Here is a 16,753-nt window from a genome sequence, read left to right as displayed (position 1 = left end):
GCGGCAACCCCTTCTCCGACGCGATCCTCAGCGGTCAGATGGCCGTCGCACTGCCCGTCGCGGCGCTCGCCGGGTTGGTGTCGTTCCTGTCGCCCTGCGTGCTGCCGCTCGTGCCCGGGTACCTCGGGTACGTCGGTGGCGTCACCGAGGTCGGGCGACGTCGTGGCCGCGTCCTGCTCGGCGTCCTGTTCTTCGTGCTCGGGTTCACGGTCGTCTTCGTCGCGTACACGACCGTGTTCGGCGCGCTCGGCTTCTGGCTCGTGCGCTGGCGCGACCTCATCACCCAGGTGCTCGGGGTCGTCGTCATCGCCATGGGGTTGGTGTTCGTCGGCCGGTTCACGTTCCTGCAGCGCACCGTCAAGCCGTCCTGGTCGCCCGCCACGGGCCTCGTCGGGGCGCCGCTGCTCGGCGTCGTGTTCGGCCTCGGCTGGACCCCGTGCCTCGGCCCGACGCTCGCCGCGATCAACCTGCTCAGCGTGCAGGCCGGCAGCGCGTGGCAGGGCATGTGGCTCGGCGTCGCCTACTGCATCGGACTCGGCATCCCGTTCCTGCTCGTCGCGCTCGGCGCCGGGTGGGCGTCGAGCGCCCTCCGCACGGTCCGGCGCCACATCCGCCTCGTCAACGTCATCGGAGGAGCGATCCTGATCGTCATCGGTCTGCTCATGGTCACCGGACTCTGGTCGGCCATCATGTCGAGCGTCGGGGCGGTGATCCAGAGCTATGTCCCGCTCGTCTGACACCCGGGAGGACCGGATCGCCGCAGCGGTTCCGGTCACGGACCGCACGTCCACGGCTGCCTCCACCGGCATGGACGAAGCCGACGGCACGACGATCGTCGGCGACCCGATGCGCCCGTCCGACCACGTCGACGCCGCTCCCACGTCGGGCGGCACCGGTGGTGGCGGTACCGGCGGCGGTGGCGGTGGGGGCGGCGACGACGGCGGGGTGAACCAGCCGGCGCTGTCGTTCCTCGGCTACGTCCGGTTCTTCTGGCGCCAGCTGACGAGCATGCGCACGGCGCTGTTCCTGCTCATGCTGCTCGCGCTCGCCGCGATCCCCGGGTCGCTCGTGCCGCAGCGCACGGCCGACCCGAACGGCGTGACGCAGTACCAGGTCGACCACCCGACGTTGTACCCGGTCCTCGACAAGCTGCAGGTGTTCGACACCTACACCTCGGTGTGGTTCTCTGCGATCTACCTCCTGCTGTTCGTGTCCCTGATCGGCTGCATCATCCCGCGGACACGCCACCACTGGCAGGCCCTCCGAACCCGCCCGCCCCGCACGCCGGTCCGCCTCGGGCGCCTCGCCGGGTACCAGCGCATCGCGGTCGACCCGACCACGGTCACAGGTGAGGGGTCCGCGACGGGCCCGGCTCCGGCCCTCCCGACCGCCGAGACCGCCGTGACGAGCGCGATGACGCTCCTCAAGCGGTCCGGCTACCGGGTGGAGCGCTTCGGTGACTCGGTGAGCGCCGAGCGCGGCTACCTGCGCGAGACCGGGAACCTCGTGTTCCACACCGCGCTCGTCGGTGTCCTGCTCGCGGTCGGCATCGGTGGCGGGTTCAGCTACACGGGGCAGCGGCTCCTCGTCGAGGGCCAGACGTTCTCGAACGTGCTCGGCTCGTACGACTCGTTCAACCCGGGGCGCTGGTTCAGCCAGTCGCAGCTGCACGGCTACAACCTGACGCTCGACGACTTCACGACGACGTACGAGCAGAAGAACCTCAACGCGCTCGGTCAGGCGACGGACTACAAGGCCGTCGTGACCGCCCGGACCAAGGGCGGTGCGGCGACCAAGCGCACCATCAAGGTGAACGACCCGTTGTCGATCGGTGGGACGAACGTGTACCTGCTCGGCAACGGGTACGCGATGGACGTCACCGTGCGCGACGGCGACGGGCACGTGGCGTTCGAGGACGTGGTCCCGTTCCTGCCGCAGGACACGAACTACACCTCGCTCGGCGTGGTCAAGGTCCCGGACGCGCAGCCGGACCAGCTCGGCATGGTCGGGTTCTTCTACCCCACTGCGGTCAAGCAGGCGACGGGCGCCTACACGTCGAACTACCCGGACACCGAGAACCCGCTGCTGAGCCTGCAGGTCTACACGGGCGACCTCGGCCTCGACGACGGCGTCCCGCGCTCCGTGTACCAGCTCTCGACGAAGGGGCTGCGGCAGATCGCGGGGACGACGGCGGCGCACGGCGCGATCGAGCTCGAGCCGGGCCAGACGAAGCGACTGCCCGACGGCACCGGCTCGATCACCTTCAACGGCGTCAAGCGGTACGTCTCGCTCGACGTCCACCACGACGCCTCGCAGCTGTGGGTCGCCGGGTTCGCGATCCTCGCGGTCGCCGGACTCCTCACCTCGCTGTTCGTGCCGCGTCGGCGGGTGTGGGTCAAGGCCGTCGGCCGCCCCGGCGAGGACGGCTTCGACCTCGAGTACGCCGGTCTGGCGCGCGGCGAGGACCCGAACCTCGAGCGCGCGGTGGACGAGATCGCCGAGCGGCACACGGCCGGGCTCGGGGTGGCGCCGACGGCGGCGGCCTCGCTGACCTGACGCGCGCTGGCGTCCCGATCGGGACGCCGGCGGTGCGGGTCGTGCTCAGCCCGTACCGGCGCACGGGCGGGTCCTGGTTGCATCGACCGGGAGGAGGCCCGATGCGTTCGATCGACTACAGCGACGCCCACGTGCTGACGGGGGACGCCATCGCCGATGCCGTCGTGGACTACGCGGCCGAGCTGGCGCACCAGGCCACGGCGGAGCCCGTGCGGATCCCGGCCCGAGCCGCCGACGGGTCGGTGGTGCACGTGTCGCTCCTCGTCGGGCCGGCGAGCGAGATCGTGCTCTCGGACGTCCCGGACGCGGACGGCGAGGAACTCGTCGACGACGAGACGGTGACGGAGATCCGCCGGCGGATCATGCTCCTGCGCGAGCCGCAGCCCATCACGACACGACTCGAGGACATCGTCGCCCCGGGCGACGAGGAGGTCTGAGCGATGGGACATCTGACGTACGGCGCGATGCGCCTCGGGATGGAGATCGAGGACCGCACGCTCGCGCACCTGCAGGTCGTGATCGTGAACCGGCTGCGACGCGGGGACAGCTTCGCGTTCTCGTGGAAGGACGACGTCCGCGTCGGCGACGGCCGCACCACGATCTGGTTGCACCCGTACTGCGAGCTGCACTTCAAGTTCATCGGGGGCCGACCTCCGCGCCTCAACCGGGCGTGGATCGCGGCACTCGACGACGCGGCGGGCAGCGGGACGGGCCTGTACCTGCTCGCGGAACCCCCGGAGGGCGAGGCGCAGACGCGGCGGCCCGAGCTGTCGACCGGAGCGGTGTGAACCGGGGGACGCCCGCGGTGCGGATCCGCTCAGACTGCGGCCGCTCGACCGCCCCGGCCCCGGCAGGGTCAGGGGCGCGCGGTACCATCAGGGCGTGAACGACATGACCTCGGACCTCGCGCAGTACTCGGTCGTCCTCGTGTACTCGGCGATGGCCGTGTACCTCATCGCGTTCATCTCGTTCATCCTCGACGTCGCCAAGCGGTCCGGGGACGTGCAGCTCGAGCGCTCGGCGCGGCAGGAACAGCGGGCCGAGGCGCGGACGGTCGCGACGGTCCAGGGCGGCACGGTCGTGCTCGAGCGGGTCGGGGCGCCGGTCGACCGGCCCCGGTCGGGCAGCCGCTTCGAGCGCGTCGGCATGGCGATGATGGTGCTCGGGCTCGTGATCCACGTCGGGTCGATCGTGCTCCGCGGTGTCGCCGCGCACCGCGTGCCGTGGGCGAACATGTTCGAGTTCTCGCTCACCGGCACCGGGATCATCGTCGCGATCTTCCTCGCCGTGCAGTTCTGGCAGAACCTGAAGTTCCTCGGCGTGTTCGTCAGCGGACTCGTCCTGATCCTGCTCGGCATCGCGACCGTCAACTTCTACGTCGACGTCGTGCCGCTCCCGCCGGCGCTGCAGTCGTACTGGCTCGTCCTCCACGTGTTCGTGGCGATCTGCGGCACCGGCTTCTTCGCCCTCGGCGCCGGGCTCGCGGTGTCGCAGCTCGTGCAGACCTACCGGCAGGGCCGTGGCGGCGACGTCAAGCAGCTCCGCTTCATGGAGACCCTCCCCGACGCCGACCGGCTCGAGGTCATGACCTACCGCGTGCTGCTCGTCGGGTTCGTGCTCTGGACCTTCACCCTCATCGCGGGCGCGATCTGGGCCGAGCGTGCCTGGGGCCGCTACTGGGGGTGGGACACCAAGGAGGTCTGGACCTTCATCATCTGGGTGATCTACGCCGGGTACATCCACGCGCGTGCGACCCGTGGTTGGCGGGGCGCGCGGTCGTCCTGGCTGGCCCTCATCGGCTTCGCGGCCGTGATGTTCAACTTCTCGGTCGTCAACCTGTTCTTCAAGGGGCTGCACAGCTACTCCGGACTGTGAGGCAGCGCGGGACGCCTGCCCGTCCCGTCACGCGGTGAGGACTGCGTGCGTCCGACGCAGCCGTTCGATCCACCAGGAGCGGCGGTCGGGCGCGGCTGCGTGGCGCTCCAGCAGGTCCGGCGCGACGTCGACGCGACGGACCGCGATCCTCCCGTCCTGCGGCAGGATCGGCCGGGCCGTGACGTCGCCCCGGAACATCGCGGCGGTGCCGAGTCCCGAGGCGAACCCGTCAGCCGCCACCGCTGCGGCGAGGTGCGCGCCCATGCTGATCCCGACGGACGTGTCGAGCGCGCTCGAGACGACGCACGGCAGCCCGGCCTCGGCGACGACGCGCCCCGCCGCGGTGATCCCTCCGAGGGGCTGCGCCTTGACGACGAGGACGTCCGCGGCACCCGCGCGCGCGACGGCGAGCGGGTCCTCTGCCTTGCGCACGCTCTCGTCGGCCGCGATCGCGACGCCGAGCCCCTGGAGACGCCGTCGCAGCGCCGCGAGTTCCGGCACGGTCGCGCACGGCTGCTCGGCGTACTGCAGGCCGAACGGCGCGAGGGCCTCGAGCGCCCGCGCGGCGTCGTCGACCGACCACAGTCCGTTCGCGTCGACGCGCACGGCGGCGTCGTCGCCCATCACGGCCCGGACCGCACGGACCCGGGCGACGTCGTCGGCGAGGCCGGTGCCCGGCTCCGCGACCTTGACCTTGGCCGTCCGGCACCCGGGGTAGCGGGCGAGCACGTCGGGGACCGCGTCCGCGGGCACGGCGGGCACGGTCGCGTTGACGGGCACGGTGTCGGCGTCCGCCCGATGCGGTCGCCAGCCGAAGTCGACGGCGGCGCGGAGCCATGCGGCCGCCTCGGCGTCGTCGTACTCGACGAACGGCGAGAACTCGGTCCAGCCCTCGGGGCCACGCAGCAGCATGGCCTGGCGCACCGTGATCCCGCGGAACCGGACACGCATGGGCAGCGCCACGACGTGCGCGGCGGCCAGGAGCTCGTCGATCGAGGGGATCGGAGCGGTGGGTGGGGGAGTCACGGTCGTCACCCCCCGATCCTCCCAGGCGCGCTCAGGTGCCGCGCCGTGGGCTCGGAGGCGACCGCCAGTTCCGGCCGTTAGCATCCTCAGGTCGAGCGGCCGCCGGGTCGCGCGAACCAGGGACGGGAACGACCAGGAACGGTCGGAGATGACGCGGGGAGAGCCGGTGACGCCGAAGTCGCAGCAGCGCACCGGAGGCCGTCGACCCGCCTCGTCCACGCGTCGTGTCGCTCCCGACGGCGGCCGTGGGGTGCGGGCCGTCGACCGGTCCGACGAGTTCGCGCAGCTGCTGCGGACGAACACGGTCGACATCGACCGGCCGCCCAGTCGTGCCCGCCGGAGCCCGGTCGTCGGCAAGGTCGGGCTGGCCCTGGCCGTGGCGAGTGTGGCGGTGGACGCGAGTGCGTTCGCCGTCTTCATGGGCGGCGAGGTCGACTTCGCGGGCGGGATCTGCTTCGTGGTGGTGTTCCTCACCGTGATCGCCGCGGTGCTCGGGTTCGTCGCCGCGGTGGGCGGTCTCGGCCGCTGGTACGGCGTCGTGGCGGTGTTCATCGCGTTCGCCGCGAACCCCGTCGTCATCGTGGTCGTCCTCGTCGTGGCGGCGCCCGAGGTGCTCACGCAGTTCGGCAGCTGACCGAGGCCGAGGCTGAAGCCGGTCGGGGCCGCCGGATAGGCTCGGAGCATGGCTGCACCCGTCTCCGACACCTTCGATCCCGACGTCTGGGACGCGGCGCCGATCGCCGCGTCGTTCACGGACATCACGTACCACAAGCACGTGTCGGGCGGGATCGTCCGCATCGCCTTCGACCGTCCCGAGGTCCGGAACGCGTTCCGACCGCGCACCGTCGACGAGCTGTACCGCGCGCTCGACGACGCCCGGCAGGACCCCCGCGTCGGCTGCGTGCTCCTGACCGGCAACGGACCGAGCCCGAAGGACGGGGGCTGGGCGTTCTGTTCGGGTGGCGATCAGCGCATCCGCGGCCGCAGTGGCTACGAGTACGTCGGCGACGAGGGCGCCCCGCCCGAGGGCGTGGACCCGGCGGCGGCACAGGCGTCGATGGGCCGCCTGCACATCCTCGAGGTCCAGCGCCTCATCCGGATGATGCCGAAGGTCGTCATCGCGGTCGTGTCCGGTTGGGCGGCCGGCGGTGGGCACTCCCTGCACGCGGTGTGCGACCTGACCATCGCGAGCGCGGAGCACGGCCGGTTCAAGCAGACGGACGCCGACGTCGGCTCGTTCGACGGCGGGTACGGCAGCGCCTACTACGCCCGGCAGATCGGCCAGAAGGCCGCGCGCGAGGTCTTCTTCCTCGCCCGGGAGTACAGCGCCCAGCGTGCCTACGAGATGGGCGCGGTGAACCTCGTGGTCCCGCACGCGGACCTCGAGCGGACCGCGATCGAGTGGGGCGAGACCATCCTCGGCAAGTCACCCACCGCGATCCGGATGCTCAAGTACGCGTTCAACGCGGTCGACGACGGCCTGGTCGGGCAGCAGGTGTTCGCCGGCGAGGCCACGCGGCTCGCGTACGCCTCGGACGAGGCCGTGGAGGGGCGCGACGCGTTCCTCGAGAAGCGCACGCCGGAGTGGACCGCGTACCCGTGGCACTACTGATGCATCGGTGGGGCGTGACGGCGGTGAGCCGACGCCGATGACGCGGCCGCTCCTCCCGGTCCCCACCGACGACCCGTTCGACGTGCTGCGGGCGCTCGAGTGCGCGCTGTCCGGCGGCCCGGCGATCCTGCCGCGGACGCCGTCACCCCGGTCGGCGTCGGTGCCGTCGTCGGACCCGACGTCCTCCACACCGCCCGCCGTCGTGCCGCGTCGGGTCGCCCTCGTGGTCGAGACGAGCGGATCGACCGGCGCCGCGAAGCGGGTCGCGCTGTCGTCCGAGGCGCTGTTGGCCGGCGCCGCGGCGGCGGACGCGGCGCTCGGCGGTCCGGGGGGTTGGGTGCTGGCGCTGCCGACGCACTACATCGCCGGTCTCAACGTCCTCACCCGCTCCGTCGCCGCGGGCACCAGCCCCGTCGTCGTGCCGCCCGGGCATTTCGACCCGACGGCGTTCGCCGACGCGGTCGACCGCCTGCACGCCGACCGCCGGTACACGTCGCTCGTCCCGGCGCAGCTGGCACGCGTGCTCGACGATGCCCGTGCGACCGCCGCGCTGGCCGGGCTCGACGCGGTGCTCGTCGGGGGACAGGCGACCCCGATCGCGCTGCGCGACCGCGCGCGTGCCGCCGGTGCCCGGATCGTCACCACCTACGGCGCGAGCGAGACGAGCGGCGGCTGCGTGTACGACGGTGTCCCGCTCGGCCCGGTCCGCACGCGGCTCGTCGACGGCGGCCTCGAACTGTCCGGTCCGATGCTCGCCGAGGGGTACCTGGACGACCCGGAGCGCACCGCCGCCGCGTTCGTCGAGGGCGACGGGCTCCGCTGGTACCGCACCGCGGACGCCGCCGAGATCGCGGCCGACGGCACGGTGCGTGTGGTCGGCCGCCTCGACGACGTCGTCATCTCCGGCGGCGAGAAGGTCGCGCTCGGCGCGGTCGAACGGGTCGTCCGGGAGGCCCCGGGTCAGTCCGGCGCGGTCGTCACCCGCCGCGCCTCCGACCGCTGGGGCGAGGTGCCCGTCGTCGTGACCGACGTCGCGGTGGACGTCGCGGTGCTCCGGGAGCGCGTCGGCGCCGTGCTCGGTCGTGCCGCCCGGCCGGCCGCCGTCGTGGTGGTCGACGCCGTGCCCATGCTCCCGACGGGCAAGCCGGACCGACGCGCGGTGCAGCGGCTCGCCGCCGACGCCGCTCCCAGCGGCTCGATGGACACCTGACGATACGATCGGTGGCCGTGGCACAACGAGGCAAGGGACCCCGACCGACGTCGAAGCGCCGATCCGGACGGCCCGGTGGCCGACCGGTCGGGCGCCCCCAGAAGGCGACCGCACGCGACTGGATCGGCGGCGCCCGGCTCCGCACCCTCACGCTCGGCGTCGTCCCGGTCGTGCTCGGGACCGCCGTCGCGTACGTCGACGGTGGGTACGACCTCGGCATCGCGCTGCTGTGCCTCGCGGTCGCCCTGTTCCTGCAGATCGGGGTGAACTACAGCAACGACTACTCCGACGGCGTCCGCGGCACCGACCGCTACCGCGTCGGCCCGGCGCGGCTCACGGGCTCCGGCAGAGCGCGTCCGCGGACGGTGCTCACCGTCGCGCTGACGTTCTTCGGGCTCGCGGCGGTCGCGGGTGTCGTGATCGTCGTGCTCACCGGGCTCTGGTGGCTCCTGGCGGTCGGCGCCGCGGCGATCCTGGCCGCGTGGTTCTACACGGGTGGCAAGCGGCCGTACGGGTACAACGCGCTCGGCGAGGTCTTCGTGTTCGTGTTCTTCGGCCTCGTCGCGGTGCTCGGGACCGAGTTCGTCCAGATCCACCACGTGACCCTGAATGCCTGGGCCGCGGCGGTCGCCGCCGGGCTGTTCGCATGCGCCGTGCTCATGGTCAACAACATCCGGGACATCGACGAGGACCGTCTGGCGGGCAAGCGCACCCTGGCGGTCGTGCTCGGCAGCCGCGCCGCGCGGACCCTGTACGTCCTGTTCCTCGTCCTGCCGTACGTCGTGCTCGTGTGGTTCGTCGTGCTGTACTTCCGCACGGGCTACACGTACTTCACGCTGCTCCTGGCGCTGCCGGCCGCGATCATCGGCGCGACGTCGAGCCGCCCGCGAGAGCTCATCACGGCGCTGCAGCTGTCGTCGTTCTCGGCGCTCGCGTACGGCATCGTGCTCGGCATCGCGCTCGCGCTGCAGCCCTAGGGCGGACAGCGATCGCGACGTCGCTGCCAGGGCGGCTGCCTCCGCCAGGAGGTCTGCGGCAGCGGGGGCCGGGCTCCAGCGGGATCAGGCCCCGGCGGGATCAGGCGTCAGCGGGATCAGGCGTCGGCGCGGGGCGACGCGGGACGCTCGACGACGCCCGGCTCAGCGCTCCGGGCCGGGTCGACCGACGGAGCAGCGGAGTCCTCGGCGTCGACGAAGTCGTCCTCGAAGTCGGTGTCCTCGTCGTGGTCGGGCCCGCGTCGCCGCTCGGCGAAGCTGGTCGCCACCTGCCACCGCAGCTTCGGCAGCGCGATGTACGAGATGAGCAGCCCGACGAGCGCGGCGCCGATCGTCGCCACGGGCCACGGCAGCCGGATGACGAGGAAGACCGCGAGCAGGACCGCGAAGATCCCGATCCTCGCCAGGGAGTACACCAGCCACGACTTCACCCGATGATTCTACGGTCGGGCGACGACGCGGGAGCTGAGCGTCCGGCGACCGGTGTGCACGTCCCGGCGCGTCCCAGCCGGAGCGACCTACACTCCGTCCATGGTGAAGTTCCTCATCGGCGCCGTCGTCGCCGCCGTTGCGTTCACCGTGTACGCCGTCATCGACTGTGCATGGGTGCCGCGCGATCGGGTCCGTGCCCTCAACAAACCCCTGTGGATCGTCCTCGTCGTCGTCCTGCCGATCATCGGCGCCGTGCTCTGGTACCTGCTCGGGCGGGCCCCGGCACGGGCGGTGCCCCGGCAGCGGTACCGTGGGCCGGACGACGACCCGGACTTCCTCGGCGCCACCGCGCGCGCCGGGATGACCCGCAGCGAGAAAGAGCAGAGCGACGCAACCCTCCGGCACCTCGAACAACAGCTCGCCGACCTCGACGACGACCCCGGCGCCAGCGGCGGCCCCGGCGGCGACCGCCCCGACCGGTAGTCCCGGCAGCGATTCCCCGGCCCGGCCCGCAGGGTCCGGGAGCCCGGCGACCGACTTCGCGGTGGCGTTCCTGCTCGAGCTGGCCTGCGCCGGCGTCACGGACGTCGTCGTGAGCCCGGGGTCGCGGTCGCAGGCCCTCGCGCTGGCCGCGGCCGCCGTCGAGCGCGCCGGTGCCCTCCGGGTCCACGTCCGGCTCGACGAGCGGACCGCCGCGTTCTTCGCGCTCGGACTCGCGGTCGAGACGCAACGGCCGGCCGCGGTCGTCACGACGTCCGGGACGGCCGTGGCGAACCTCCACCCGGCCGTGCTCGAGGCCCACCACTCGGGCGTCCCGATGATCGTGGTGAGCGCCGACCGACCCGACGAGCTCCGTGGCATCGGCAGCAACCAGACCACGCACCAGCCGGGGGTCTTCGGCGCCGCCACGCGGTTCGTCCGGGACGTCGAGGCGCCGACCACCCACGGAGTGGACGACTCCACCCGGGCCACGCTCCGGGCACTCGTCCGCCAGGCCGTCGCGGCGGCGGCCGGCCACGACGGGCCTCCCGGGCCGGTGCAGGTGAACCTCGCCTTCCGCGAGCCGCTCTCGGCCGCGGTCGGGGCCGTGACGGCCCCCGAGCCGCACGAGGTCGACGCCGACTTCGCCACCCGTCGCACCGGACCCGCACCCGAGCGCGACCGCGACCTGGTCGTCGACGCCGACCCCGCCACGGTGGTGGTCGCGGGCCACGACGCCGGCGCGGACGCCGAGCGCATCGCGTGGGAGCTCGGCGCGCCCCTCCTGGCCGAGGTCTCGAGCGGCGCCCACTTCGGTCGCAACCTCGTCGTGGCCTACCGTCAGCTGCTCCGGGACCCCGCCTTCGGCGGTCGCGTCCGCCGCGTGGTGGTCCTCGGGCACCCGACGCTCAGTCGTGAGGTCCCGGCGCTCCTCCAGCGCGCGGACGTCGAGGTCGTCGTGGTGCGGGGCGCAGCGGCCGAGGCGTACGACCCCGGCAGCGCCGCCCGTCCTCCGCACCCGGCCGTCGTCGTCCCGGGCATCCGCGTCGACGGGCGCCCGGGGCCGGAGCACCGCGCATGGGTGGGCACCTGGGTGGGTGCGAGCCGTGCCCTCCTCGGCGACGGGGACACCGCCCCCGATCTCGACGCCAAGCGGTCCGCCGACCGTGCGGAACGGGCGCAGTTCTTCCGCGACGAGCTCGCGGTGCGGCGGCGTCCCGTGGACCGGGCGATGCTCGTCGACGCGGTCTGGGGTGCCACCTGGCCGCACGACCGCCTCGTGTTCGGTGCGTCGCTGCTCATCCGGGTGGCGGACGGCCGCGTCCCGGGCAAGAAGGTGCGGGTGCACGCGAACCGCGGACTGGCGGGCATCGACGGCACGATCTCGACCGCGCTCGGCATCGCCGCCGGAGTCGAGGCCTCGGGCGCGACGGGGGGCACGACCCGCGTCCTCGTCGGCGACCTGACGTTCCTGCACGACCTCGGCGGGCTGGTGACGGGCGTCGAGGAGCGGCGCCAGCGCCTCCAGATCGTGGTCGGCAACGACGGCGGGGGTGCGATCTTCGGCGGGCTCGAGGTCGCCGCGACGACCGACCCGGCTGACATGCGCCGGATGATGGCGACACCGCAGGTGGTCGAGATCGAGCCCGTCGTCCGTGGCCTCGGGTGGGAGTACCGTCGCGCCGCCACCTGGGCCGAGCTCGAGCAGGTCCTCACGGATCCGGCCGACCGACTCGTCATCGAGGTGCCGCTCCAGGTCTGACCGCCTCCTGGGGCGGCCGGGAGGTCCGGCTCAGGCGAGCGCGTCGGTGACGGGCCGGAGCTTCAACGCCGTCTCCGCGACCTCGCGGTCCGGTACGGACCCGGCGACGATCCCGGCACCGGCCCACGCGGTCACGGTGCCGTCGTCGTCGATCTGCGCGCTCCGCAGCGCGAGCATCCACTCGCCGTCGCCGGAGGCACCCATCCATCCCACGGGTCCGGCGTACCGGCCGCGGTCCGTGCCCTCCAGTCGGGCGATGAGGTCGAGCGCAGCCGCTCGCGGCGTCCCGGCCACCGCCGCGGTGGGGTGGAGGACGTCGGCGACGTCGAGGGCGGTCGTGCCCTCGGGCAGCGTGGCCGACACGTCGCTGGCGAGGTGCCAGAGGTTCGGGAGCTGCAGGCGGAACGGTGCGGGATCGGCCCGCACGTCCGTGGCGACCGTGCCGAGCGCCTCGACGAGGCTCGCCCGCGCGAAGGCGTGTTCCTCGAGGTCCTTCGGGTCGGCGGCCAGGGACTCCGCGGCGAGGCGGTCCGATTCGGCGTCCGCACCGCGCGCGGCACTACCCGCGAGCACCCGCGCGGTGAGCGTCCGCCCGTCGGTACGGGCGAGTGTCTCCGGCGTCGCGCCGACGAGGCCGTCGACCGCGAACGTCACGCAGTCCGGGTACGCCGCGGCGAGGTCGACGAGGACGCCCCGGCGGTCGGCGTCGGCCGGGAGGCGCGCCACGCGGTCACGGGCGAGCACCACCTTCTCGACCCCGCCGGCGCGGATCACCCGGACGGCCTCGGCGACCGCGGCCGCGTAGGCGTCCTCGTCGATGCGACCGGGACCGAACGCGGCCGAGAGGTGGGCGGGCGCCGGGGTGGGCAGGGTGATCGACGCGGTCGCGGTGGTCGGGACGACGTCCGCCACGACCGCGGGGAACGCTTCACCGTCGAGGGGCTCGGGGTCGATCGTCGTCATCCACGCCCGCCCGTGACGGCGACCGATGACGATCCGCGGCACGACGAGCACGCTCGGGGCGGCGGACTCGTCGGCGAAGGCGAAGGCCCCGAACGCGACGAGTCCGGTCCCGCGGACCCGGAGGCCGTCCTCGACGGTGGCGCGCTCCACGAGGCGGCGCCAGGTGGCGGAGGCGTCGCGCATCCGGGCCGGGCCGGTGAACACGAACCGCACGGCCTCGCCGATGCCGACGATGCCGTCACCGCGCCGGACGAAGGCGAGGGGACGGTCGGGGAGCGTCGCGGCCAGCACGTCCCCCGGGTCGTCCAGCATGCGGGTCGCGACGGTCAGACGGGGGGTCTCGACGGCGGTCAGGGGCACCCCACGATGGTACGCGTCCGGCCTCCGCGGGCCCGCCGTCGTACGGCTGCCGTCCGGCGTCGACCAACTAGGATGGCTCCTCGTGAGCAGGGCGGACATGGAGAAGCGGCCGGACGAGGTGGCGGCGATGTTCGACGACGTCGCGGCACGGTACGACCTGACGAACGACATCCTCTCGGCGGGCAACGCGGCGCTCTGGCGCGTGGCGACGACCCGCGCGGTGGACCCCCGGCCCGGCGAACGTGTGCTCGACCTCGCCGCCGGCACCGGGACGAGCTCGGTCGCGTTCGCCAAGCGCGGCGCCGAGGTCACGGCGCTCGACCTGTCCGCGGGCATGATCGAGGTCGGCCGACAGCGTCACCCCGAGATCACCTTCGTCCACGGTGACGCCGAGCAGCTCCCCTTCGAGGACGATTCGTTCGACGCCGTCAGCATCTCCTTCGGGCTCCGCAACGTCAACGAGCCGTCCGTGGCGCTCGCCGAGATGTACCGGGTGCTCAAGCCCGGGGGCCGCGTCGTCATCTGCGAGTTCTCGACCCCGCCGCTCGCCGTCCTGCGCCTGTCGTACACGGCCTACCTCAAGCGGGTCCTGCCGGGCATCGCGCGGCTGTCGAGCAGCAACCCGGCGGCGTACCGGTACCTCGCCGAGTCGATCTCCGCGTGGCCCGACCAGCAGGTGCTGAGCCAGTGGCTGCGCGGTGTGGGGTTCACGATGGTGGCGTACCGGAACCTCACCGCCGGTATCGTGGCACTCCACCGCGGTCGCAAGCCGGTCGCGGGTGCCGTGCGCGAGTCCGCCGCACGCCGGGCGAAGGCACGGCGTGCCCACCAGCCGACGGGGGAGCAGCCCCGCGTCGGGACGGAGCCGGACGCGCCCGCGGCGGAACGACCGGGAGCGTGACCGCCGGGGCCAGCCCCGCGGCCGAGCCCACCGATCCGGTCCACGACGAACGGTCCGCGTCGGACCCAGTCCCCAGTACGGAGCAGCAGTGAACCCGAGTGTCCCCGTCGCCCGACGCGCGCCCAGCCTGCGTGCGTCGCTCGGCGTCGGTGAGCGGATGTTCGCGACCCCCGCGGAGCGCCGGTTCGTCGGCCGGATCGACGACGGGCTCGAACTCGTCGAACAGCAGCTCGACGAGGCCATGCGGTCGGCCGACACCCTCGCCGACACGACGAGCCGCTACCTGCTGTCGGCTGGCGGCAAGCGCATCCGCCCCACCCTGACCCTGCTCATCGCGCAGCTCGGCGAGGGCGTGACCGACGCCGTGGTCCGTGCCGCCGTGAGCGTCGAGATGACCCACCTCGCCTCGCTGTACCACGACGACGTCATGGACGAGGCGCCGGTCCGACGGGGTGTGCCGAGCGCCCACGTGACCTACGGCAACAACGTCGCGATCCTGACGGGTGACCTGCTCTTCGCCCGCGCGAGCCTCATCACGGCCGAGCTCGGCGTCGAGGGCATCCGCATGCAGGCCGAGACCTTCGCCCGCCTGTGCCTCGGGCAGCTCCACGAGACGACCGGCCCCGGCCCGGACGACGACCCGGTCGCGCACTACATCCAGGTGCTGAGCGACAAGACGGGGTCCCTCATCGCCACCGCTGCCCGCGCCGGGATCATGTTCTCCGGAGCCGACCGGACGTACCTGCCGGCCGTCGCGGAGTTCGGCGAGAAGGTCGGGGTCGCCTTCCAGCTCGTCGACGACGTCATCGACCTCGCCCCCGCCGGTGACCGCACGGGCAAGATCACGGGCAACGACCTCCGCGCCGGTGTCGTCACGCTGCCGCTCCTGCACCTGCGGCGCGCCGCGGCGACGGACGCCGCGGCGGCGGACCTCGTCCGGCGCATCGAACGCGACGTCACCGGTGCCCCGGACGACGCGGTGACGAGCGCGCCGTACCTGTCGGCGGTCACGGACCTCCGCGAGCACGAGGTCACCGCGGCCACCCGCGCCGTCGCCCACCGCTGGGCGGACGAGGCCGTCGCGGCCATCGCACCGCTGCCGTCCGGGCCGGTCAAGCGCGCCCTCACCCGCTTCGCGGAGTCGGTCGTCGACCGCACCCGCTGACCCGCGACGCTCGTCGCACGCCGAACAAGAACTGGAGCACACGGTGACCACTCTCCGACTCGCGATCGTCGGTGCAGGCCCCGCCGGCATCTACGCCGCCGACATCCTCAAGCGCGAGGCACGCGGGTTCGACGTCTCGATCGACCTGTTCGAGCAGCTCCCGGCGCCGTACGGCCTCGTCCGGTACGGCGTCGCACCGGACCACCCCCGGATCAAGGGCATCATCAACGCGCTCCGCGACGTCCTCGACAGCGGTGCCGTCCGCGTGTTCGGCAACGTCCGGTTCGGCCAGGACATCACCCTCGACGACCTCAAGCGGCACTACAACGCGGTCGTGTTCTCCACCGGGGCGATCAAGGACGCCGACCTCGACGTGCCGGGCGTCGACCTCGAGGGCTCGTTCGGCGCCGCGGACTTCGTGAGCTGGTTCGACGGCCACCCCGACGTCCCGCGCACCTGGCCGCTCGAGGCCGAGAGCGTCGCGGTCATCGGCAACGGCAACGTGGCGCTCGACGTCGCGCGGATCCTCGCCAAGCACGCGGACGACCTGCTCCCGACGGAGATCCCCGCCAACGTGTACGAGGGCCTCAAGGCGTCGCCCGTCACCGACGTGCACGTCTTCGGGCGCCGCGGCCCCGCGCAGGTCAAGTTCACGCCGCTCGAGCTCCGCGAGCTCGGCGAGGTGCCGGACGTCGACATGGTCGTGTACGACGAGGACTTCGACTACGACGAGGCGTCCAAGGCCGCCGTGGCGACGAACAAGCAGGTCATGGTGATCGACCGCGTCCTGCAGCAGTGGCGCAAGCGCGAGCCCGGCACGGCGTCACGCCGGCTGCACCTGCACTTCTACGCGCGGCCGGTCGAGATCGTCGGTGCCGACGGCAAGGTGACCGCCTTGCGGTACGAGCGCACCCGGCCCGACGGTCAGGGCGGCGTCGAGGGCACCGGCGAGTTCCGCGAGGTCCCGGTGCAGGCCGTGTACCGCGCGGTGGGCTACTTCGGGTCGCCGGTGCCCGGTGTCCCGTTCGACGAGCGCCACGGCGTCATCCCGAACCACGAGGGTCAGGTGCTCGACGACGACAACCAGCAGATGCCGGGTGTCTACGCGACGGGGTGGATCAAGCGCGGACCGGTCGGACTGATCGGGCACACGAAGTCCGACGCGATGGAGACCGTCCAGCACCTCGTCACCGACCAGGCGAGCTGGTGGAGTCCGGAGGACCCGTCGGAGGAGGCCGTCCCGGCCCTGCTCCGCGAGCGCGGCGTCGAGTACACGGACCTCGACGGCTGGCACGCCCTCGACGCGCACGAGATCGCGCTCGGCGAGCCGGCGGGGCGTGCGCGCGTCAAGGTGGTCCCGCGCGAGGACATGGTGGACGTCTCGCTCCGCCGGGGCGCCACACAGCGGGTCTGACC

General features: G+C 73.1%; 17 protein-coding genes. 14 read left to right on the top strand and 3 right to left on the bottom strand.

Translation table 11 applies throughout. From position 1 onward, the window contains the following. The first annotated feature begins 38 nt into the window (after positions 1 to 38). The 5 genes from DEI86_RS08750 to ccsB all read left to right on the top strand — a co-directional run bounded on the left by DEI86_RS08750 (position 39) and on the right by ccsB (position 4,431). Positions 39 to 737 (top strand): cytochrome c biogenesis CcdA family protein, encoded by a 699-nt coding sequence (locus DEI86_RS08750; RefSeq protein WP_111009609.1) that lies wholly within the window; start codon positions 39 to 41, stop codon positions 735 to 737. Positions 738 to 807: 70 nt separating this feature from the next. Further along, on the top strand, positions 808 to 2,556 hold the full coding sequence (locus DEI86_RS08745) for a cytochrome c biogenesis protein ResB (protein ID WP_258376493.1): 1,749 nt from the start codon (positions 808 to 810) through the stop codon (positions 2,554 to 2,556). Between the two features lie 101 nt (positions 2,557 to 2,657). Further along, positions 2,658 to 2,993: a hypothetical protein gene (locus DEI86_RS08740; protein WP_111009418.1), complete on the top strand. Its 336-nt coding sequence runs from the start codon at positions 2,658 to 2,660 to the stop codon at positions 2,991 to 2,993. Between the two features lie 3 nt (positions 2,994 to 2,996). Further along, the gene (locus DEI86_RS08735; protein ID WP_111009419.1) at positions 2,997 to 3,344 is read left to right on the top strand and encodes an ATP-dependent DNA ligase; all 348 of its coding nucleotides are present in this window, start codon (positions 2,997 to 2,999) and stop codon (positions 3,342 to 3,344) included. Between the two features lie 103 nt (positions 3,345 to 3,447). Then, positions 3,448 to 4,431, top strand: coding sequence for a c-type cytochrome biogenesis protein CcsB (gene ccsB / locus DEI86_RS08730; RefSeq protein ID WP_111049312.1), 984 nt, complete (start codon positions 3,448 to 3,450; stop codon positions 4,429 to 4,431). A gap of 27 nt (positions 4,432 to 4,458) precedes the next feature. Here ccsB and DEI86_RS08725 read toward each other — a convergent pair whose 3' ends face one another. Further along, the gene (locus tag DEI86_RS08725) at positions 4,459 to 5,466 is read right to left on the bottom strand and encodes an o-succinylbenzoate synthase (protein WP_258376492.1); all 1,008 of its coding nucleotides are present in this window, start codon (positions 5,464 to 5,466) and stop codon (positions 4,459 to 4,461) included. 139 nt (positions 5,467 to 5,605) lie between these two features. Here DEI86_RS08725 and DEI86_RS08720 point away from each other — a divergent pair, with 139 nt between their 5' ends. The 4 genes from DEI86_RS08720 to DEI86_RS08705 are packed head-to-tail and all read left to right on the top strand — an operon-like array spanning position 5,606 to position 9,256. Beyond that, the gene (locus DEI86_RS08720; RefSeq protein ID WP_111048148.1) at positions 5,606 to 6,091 is read left to right on the top strand and encodes a hypothetical protein; all 486 of its coding nucleotides are present in this window, start codon (positions 5,606 to 5,608) and stop codon (positions 6,089 to 6,091) included. A 48-nt stretch (positions 6,092 to 6,139) separates the two neighbouring features. Continuing rightward, positions 6,140 to 7,069: a 1,4-dihydroxy-2-naphthoyl-CoA synthase gene (locus DEI86_RS08715; protein WP_111027033.1), complete on the top strand. Its 930-nt coding sequence runs from the start codon at positions 6,140 to 6,142 to the stop codon at positions 7,067 to 7,069. 37 nt (positions 7,070 to 7,106) lie between these two features. Further along, positions 7,107 to 8,279, top strand: coding sequence for an AMP-binding protein (locus tag DEI86_RS08710; protein WP_111049345.1), 1,173 nt, complete (start codon positions 7,107 to 7,109; stop codon positions 8,277 to 8,279). A 17-nt stretch (positions 8,280 to 8,296) separates the two neighbouring features. After that, positions 8,297 to 9,256 carry a 1,4-dihydroxy-2-naphthoate polyprenyltransferase gene (locus DEI86_RS08705; protein WP_181439739.1) on the top strand — a complete coding sequence of 320 codons (960 nt, stop codon included), beginning with the start codon at positions 8,297 to 8,299 and terminating at the stop codon, positions 9,254 to 9,256. A gap of 116 nt (positions 9,257 to 9,372) precedes the next feature. Here DEI86_RS08705 and DEI86_RS08700 read toward each other — a convergent pair whose 3' ends face one another. Then, on the bottom strand, positions 9,373 to 9,705 hold the full coding sequence (locus tag DEI86_RS08700; protein WP_111013548.1) for a DUF4229 domain-containing protein: 333 nt from the start codon (positions 9,703 to 9,705) through the stop codon (positions 9,373 to 9,375). Between the two features lie 100 nt (positions 9,706 to 9,805). On the opposite strand from DEI86_RS08700, the gene DEI86_RS08695 reads away from it, so the two are divergent. Both DEI86_RS08695 and menD read left to right on the top strand, forming a co-directional pair. After that, entirely contained in the window at positions 9,806 to 10,189 is a 384-nt protein-coding gene (locus tag DEI86_RS08695; RefSeq protein WP_111009424.1) for a PLD nuclease N-terminal domain-containing protein, read from the top strand. A 61-nt stretch (positions 10,190 to 10,250) separates the two neighbouring features. Continuing rightward, positions 10,251 to 11,948 carry a 2-succinyl-5-enolpyruvyl-6-hydroxy-3-cyclohexene-1-carboxylic-acid synthase gene (gene menD, locus DEI86_RS08690; protein WP_111049310.1) on the top strand — a complete coding sequence of 566 codons (1,698 nt, stop codon included), beginning with the start codon at positions 10,251 to 10,253 and terminating at the stop codon, positions 11,946 to 11,948. Between the two features lie 30 nt (positions 11,949 to 11,978). Here menD and DEI86_RS08685 read toward each other — a convergent pair whose 3' ends face one another. Further along, positions 11,979 to 13,265: an isochorismate synthase MenF gene (locus tag DEI86_RS08685; protein ID WP_375342168.1), complete on the bottom strand. Its 1,287-nt coding sequence runs from the start codon at positions 13,263 to 13,265 to the stop codon at positions 11,979 to 11,981. An 88-nt stretch (positions 13,266 to 13,353) separates the two neighbouring features. Between DEI86_RS08685 and DEI86_RS08680 the strand changes: the two genes are divergently transcribed. The 3 genes from DEI86_RS08680 to DEI86_RS08670 all read left to right on the top strand — a co-directional run bounded on the left by DEI86_RS08680 (position 13,354) and on the right by DEI86_RS08670 (position 16,751). Continuing rightward, positions 13,354 to 14,172, top strand: a complete 819-nt coding sequence (locus DEI86_RS08680; protein WP_111009427.1) for a demethylmenaquinone methyltransferase — start codon at positions 13,354 to 13,356, stop codon at positions 14,170 to 14,172. A gap of 88 nt (positions 14,173 to 14,260) precedes the next feature. Then, positions 14,261 to 15,337 carry a polyprenyl synthetase family protein gene (locus DEI86_RS08675; RefSeq protein ID WP_111049308.1) on the top strand — a complete coding sequence of 359 codons (1,077 nt, stop codon included), beginning with the start codon at positions 14,261 to 14,263 and terminating at the stop codon, positions 15,335 to 15,337. A 43-nt stretch (positions 15,338 to 15,380) separates the two neighbouring features. Beyond that, the gene (locus tag DEI86_RS08670; protein WP_111049307.1) at positions 15,381 to 16,751 is read left to right on the top strand and encodes an FAD-dependent oxidoreductase; all 1,371 of its coding nucleotides are present in this window, start codon (positions 15,381 to 15,383) and stop codon (positions 16,749 to 16,751) included. Positions 16,752 to 16,753: the final 2 nt, after the last annotated feature.

The organism is Curtobacterium sp. MCBD17_028, assembly GCF_003234875.1.
Classification (GTDB): Bacteria; Actinomycetota; Actinomycetes; order Actinomycetales; family Microbacteriaceae; genus Curtobacterium.
This window is presented reverse-complemented; position numbering and strand designations above follow the sequence as displayed.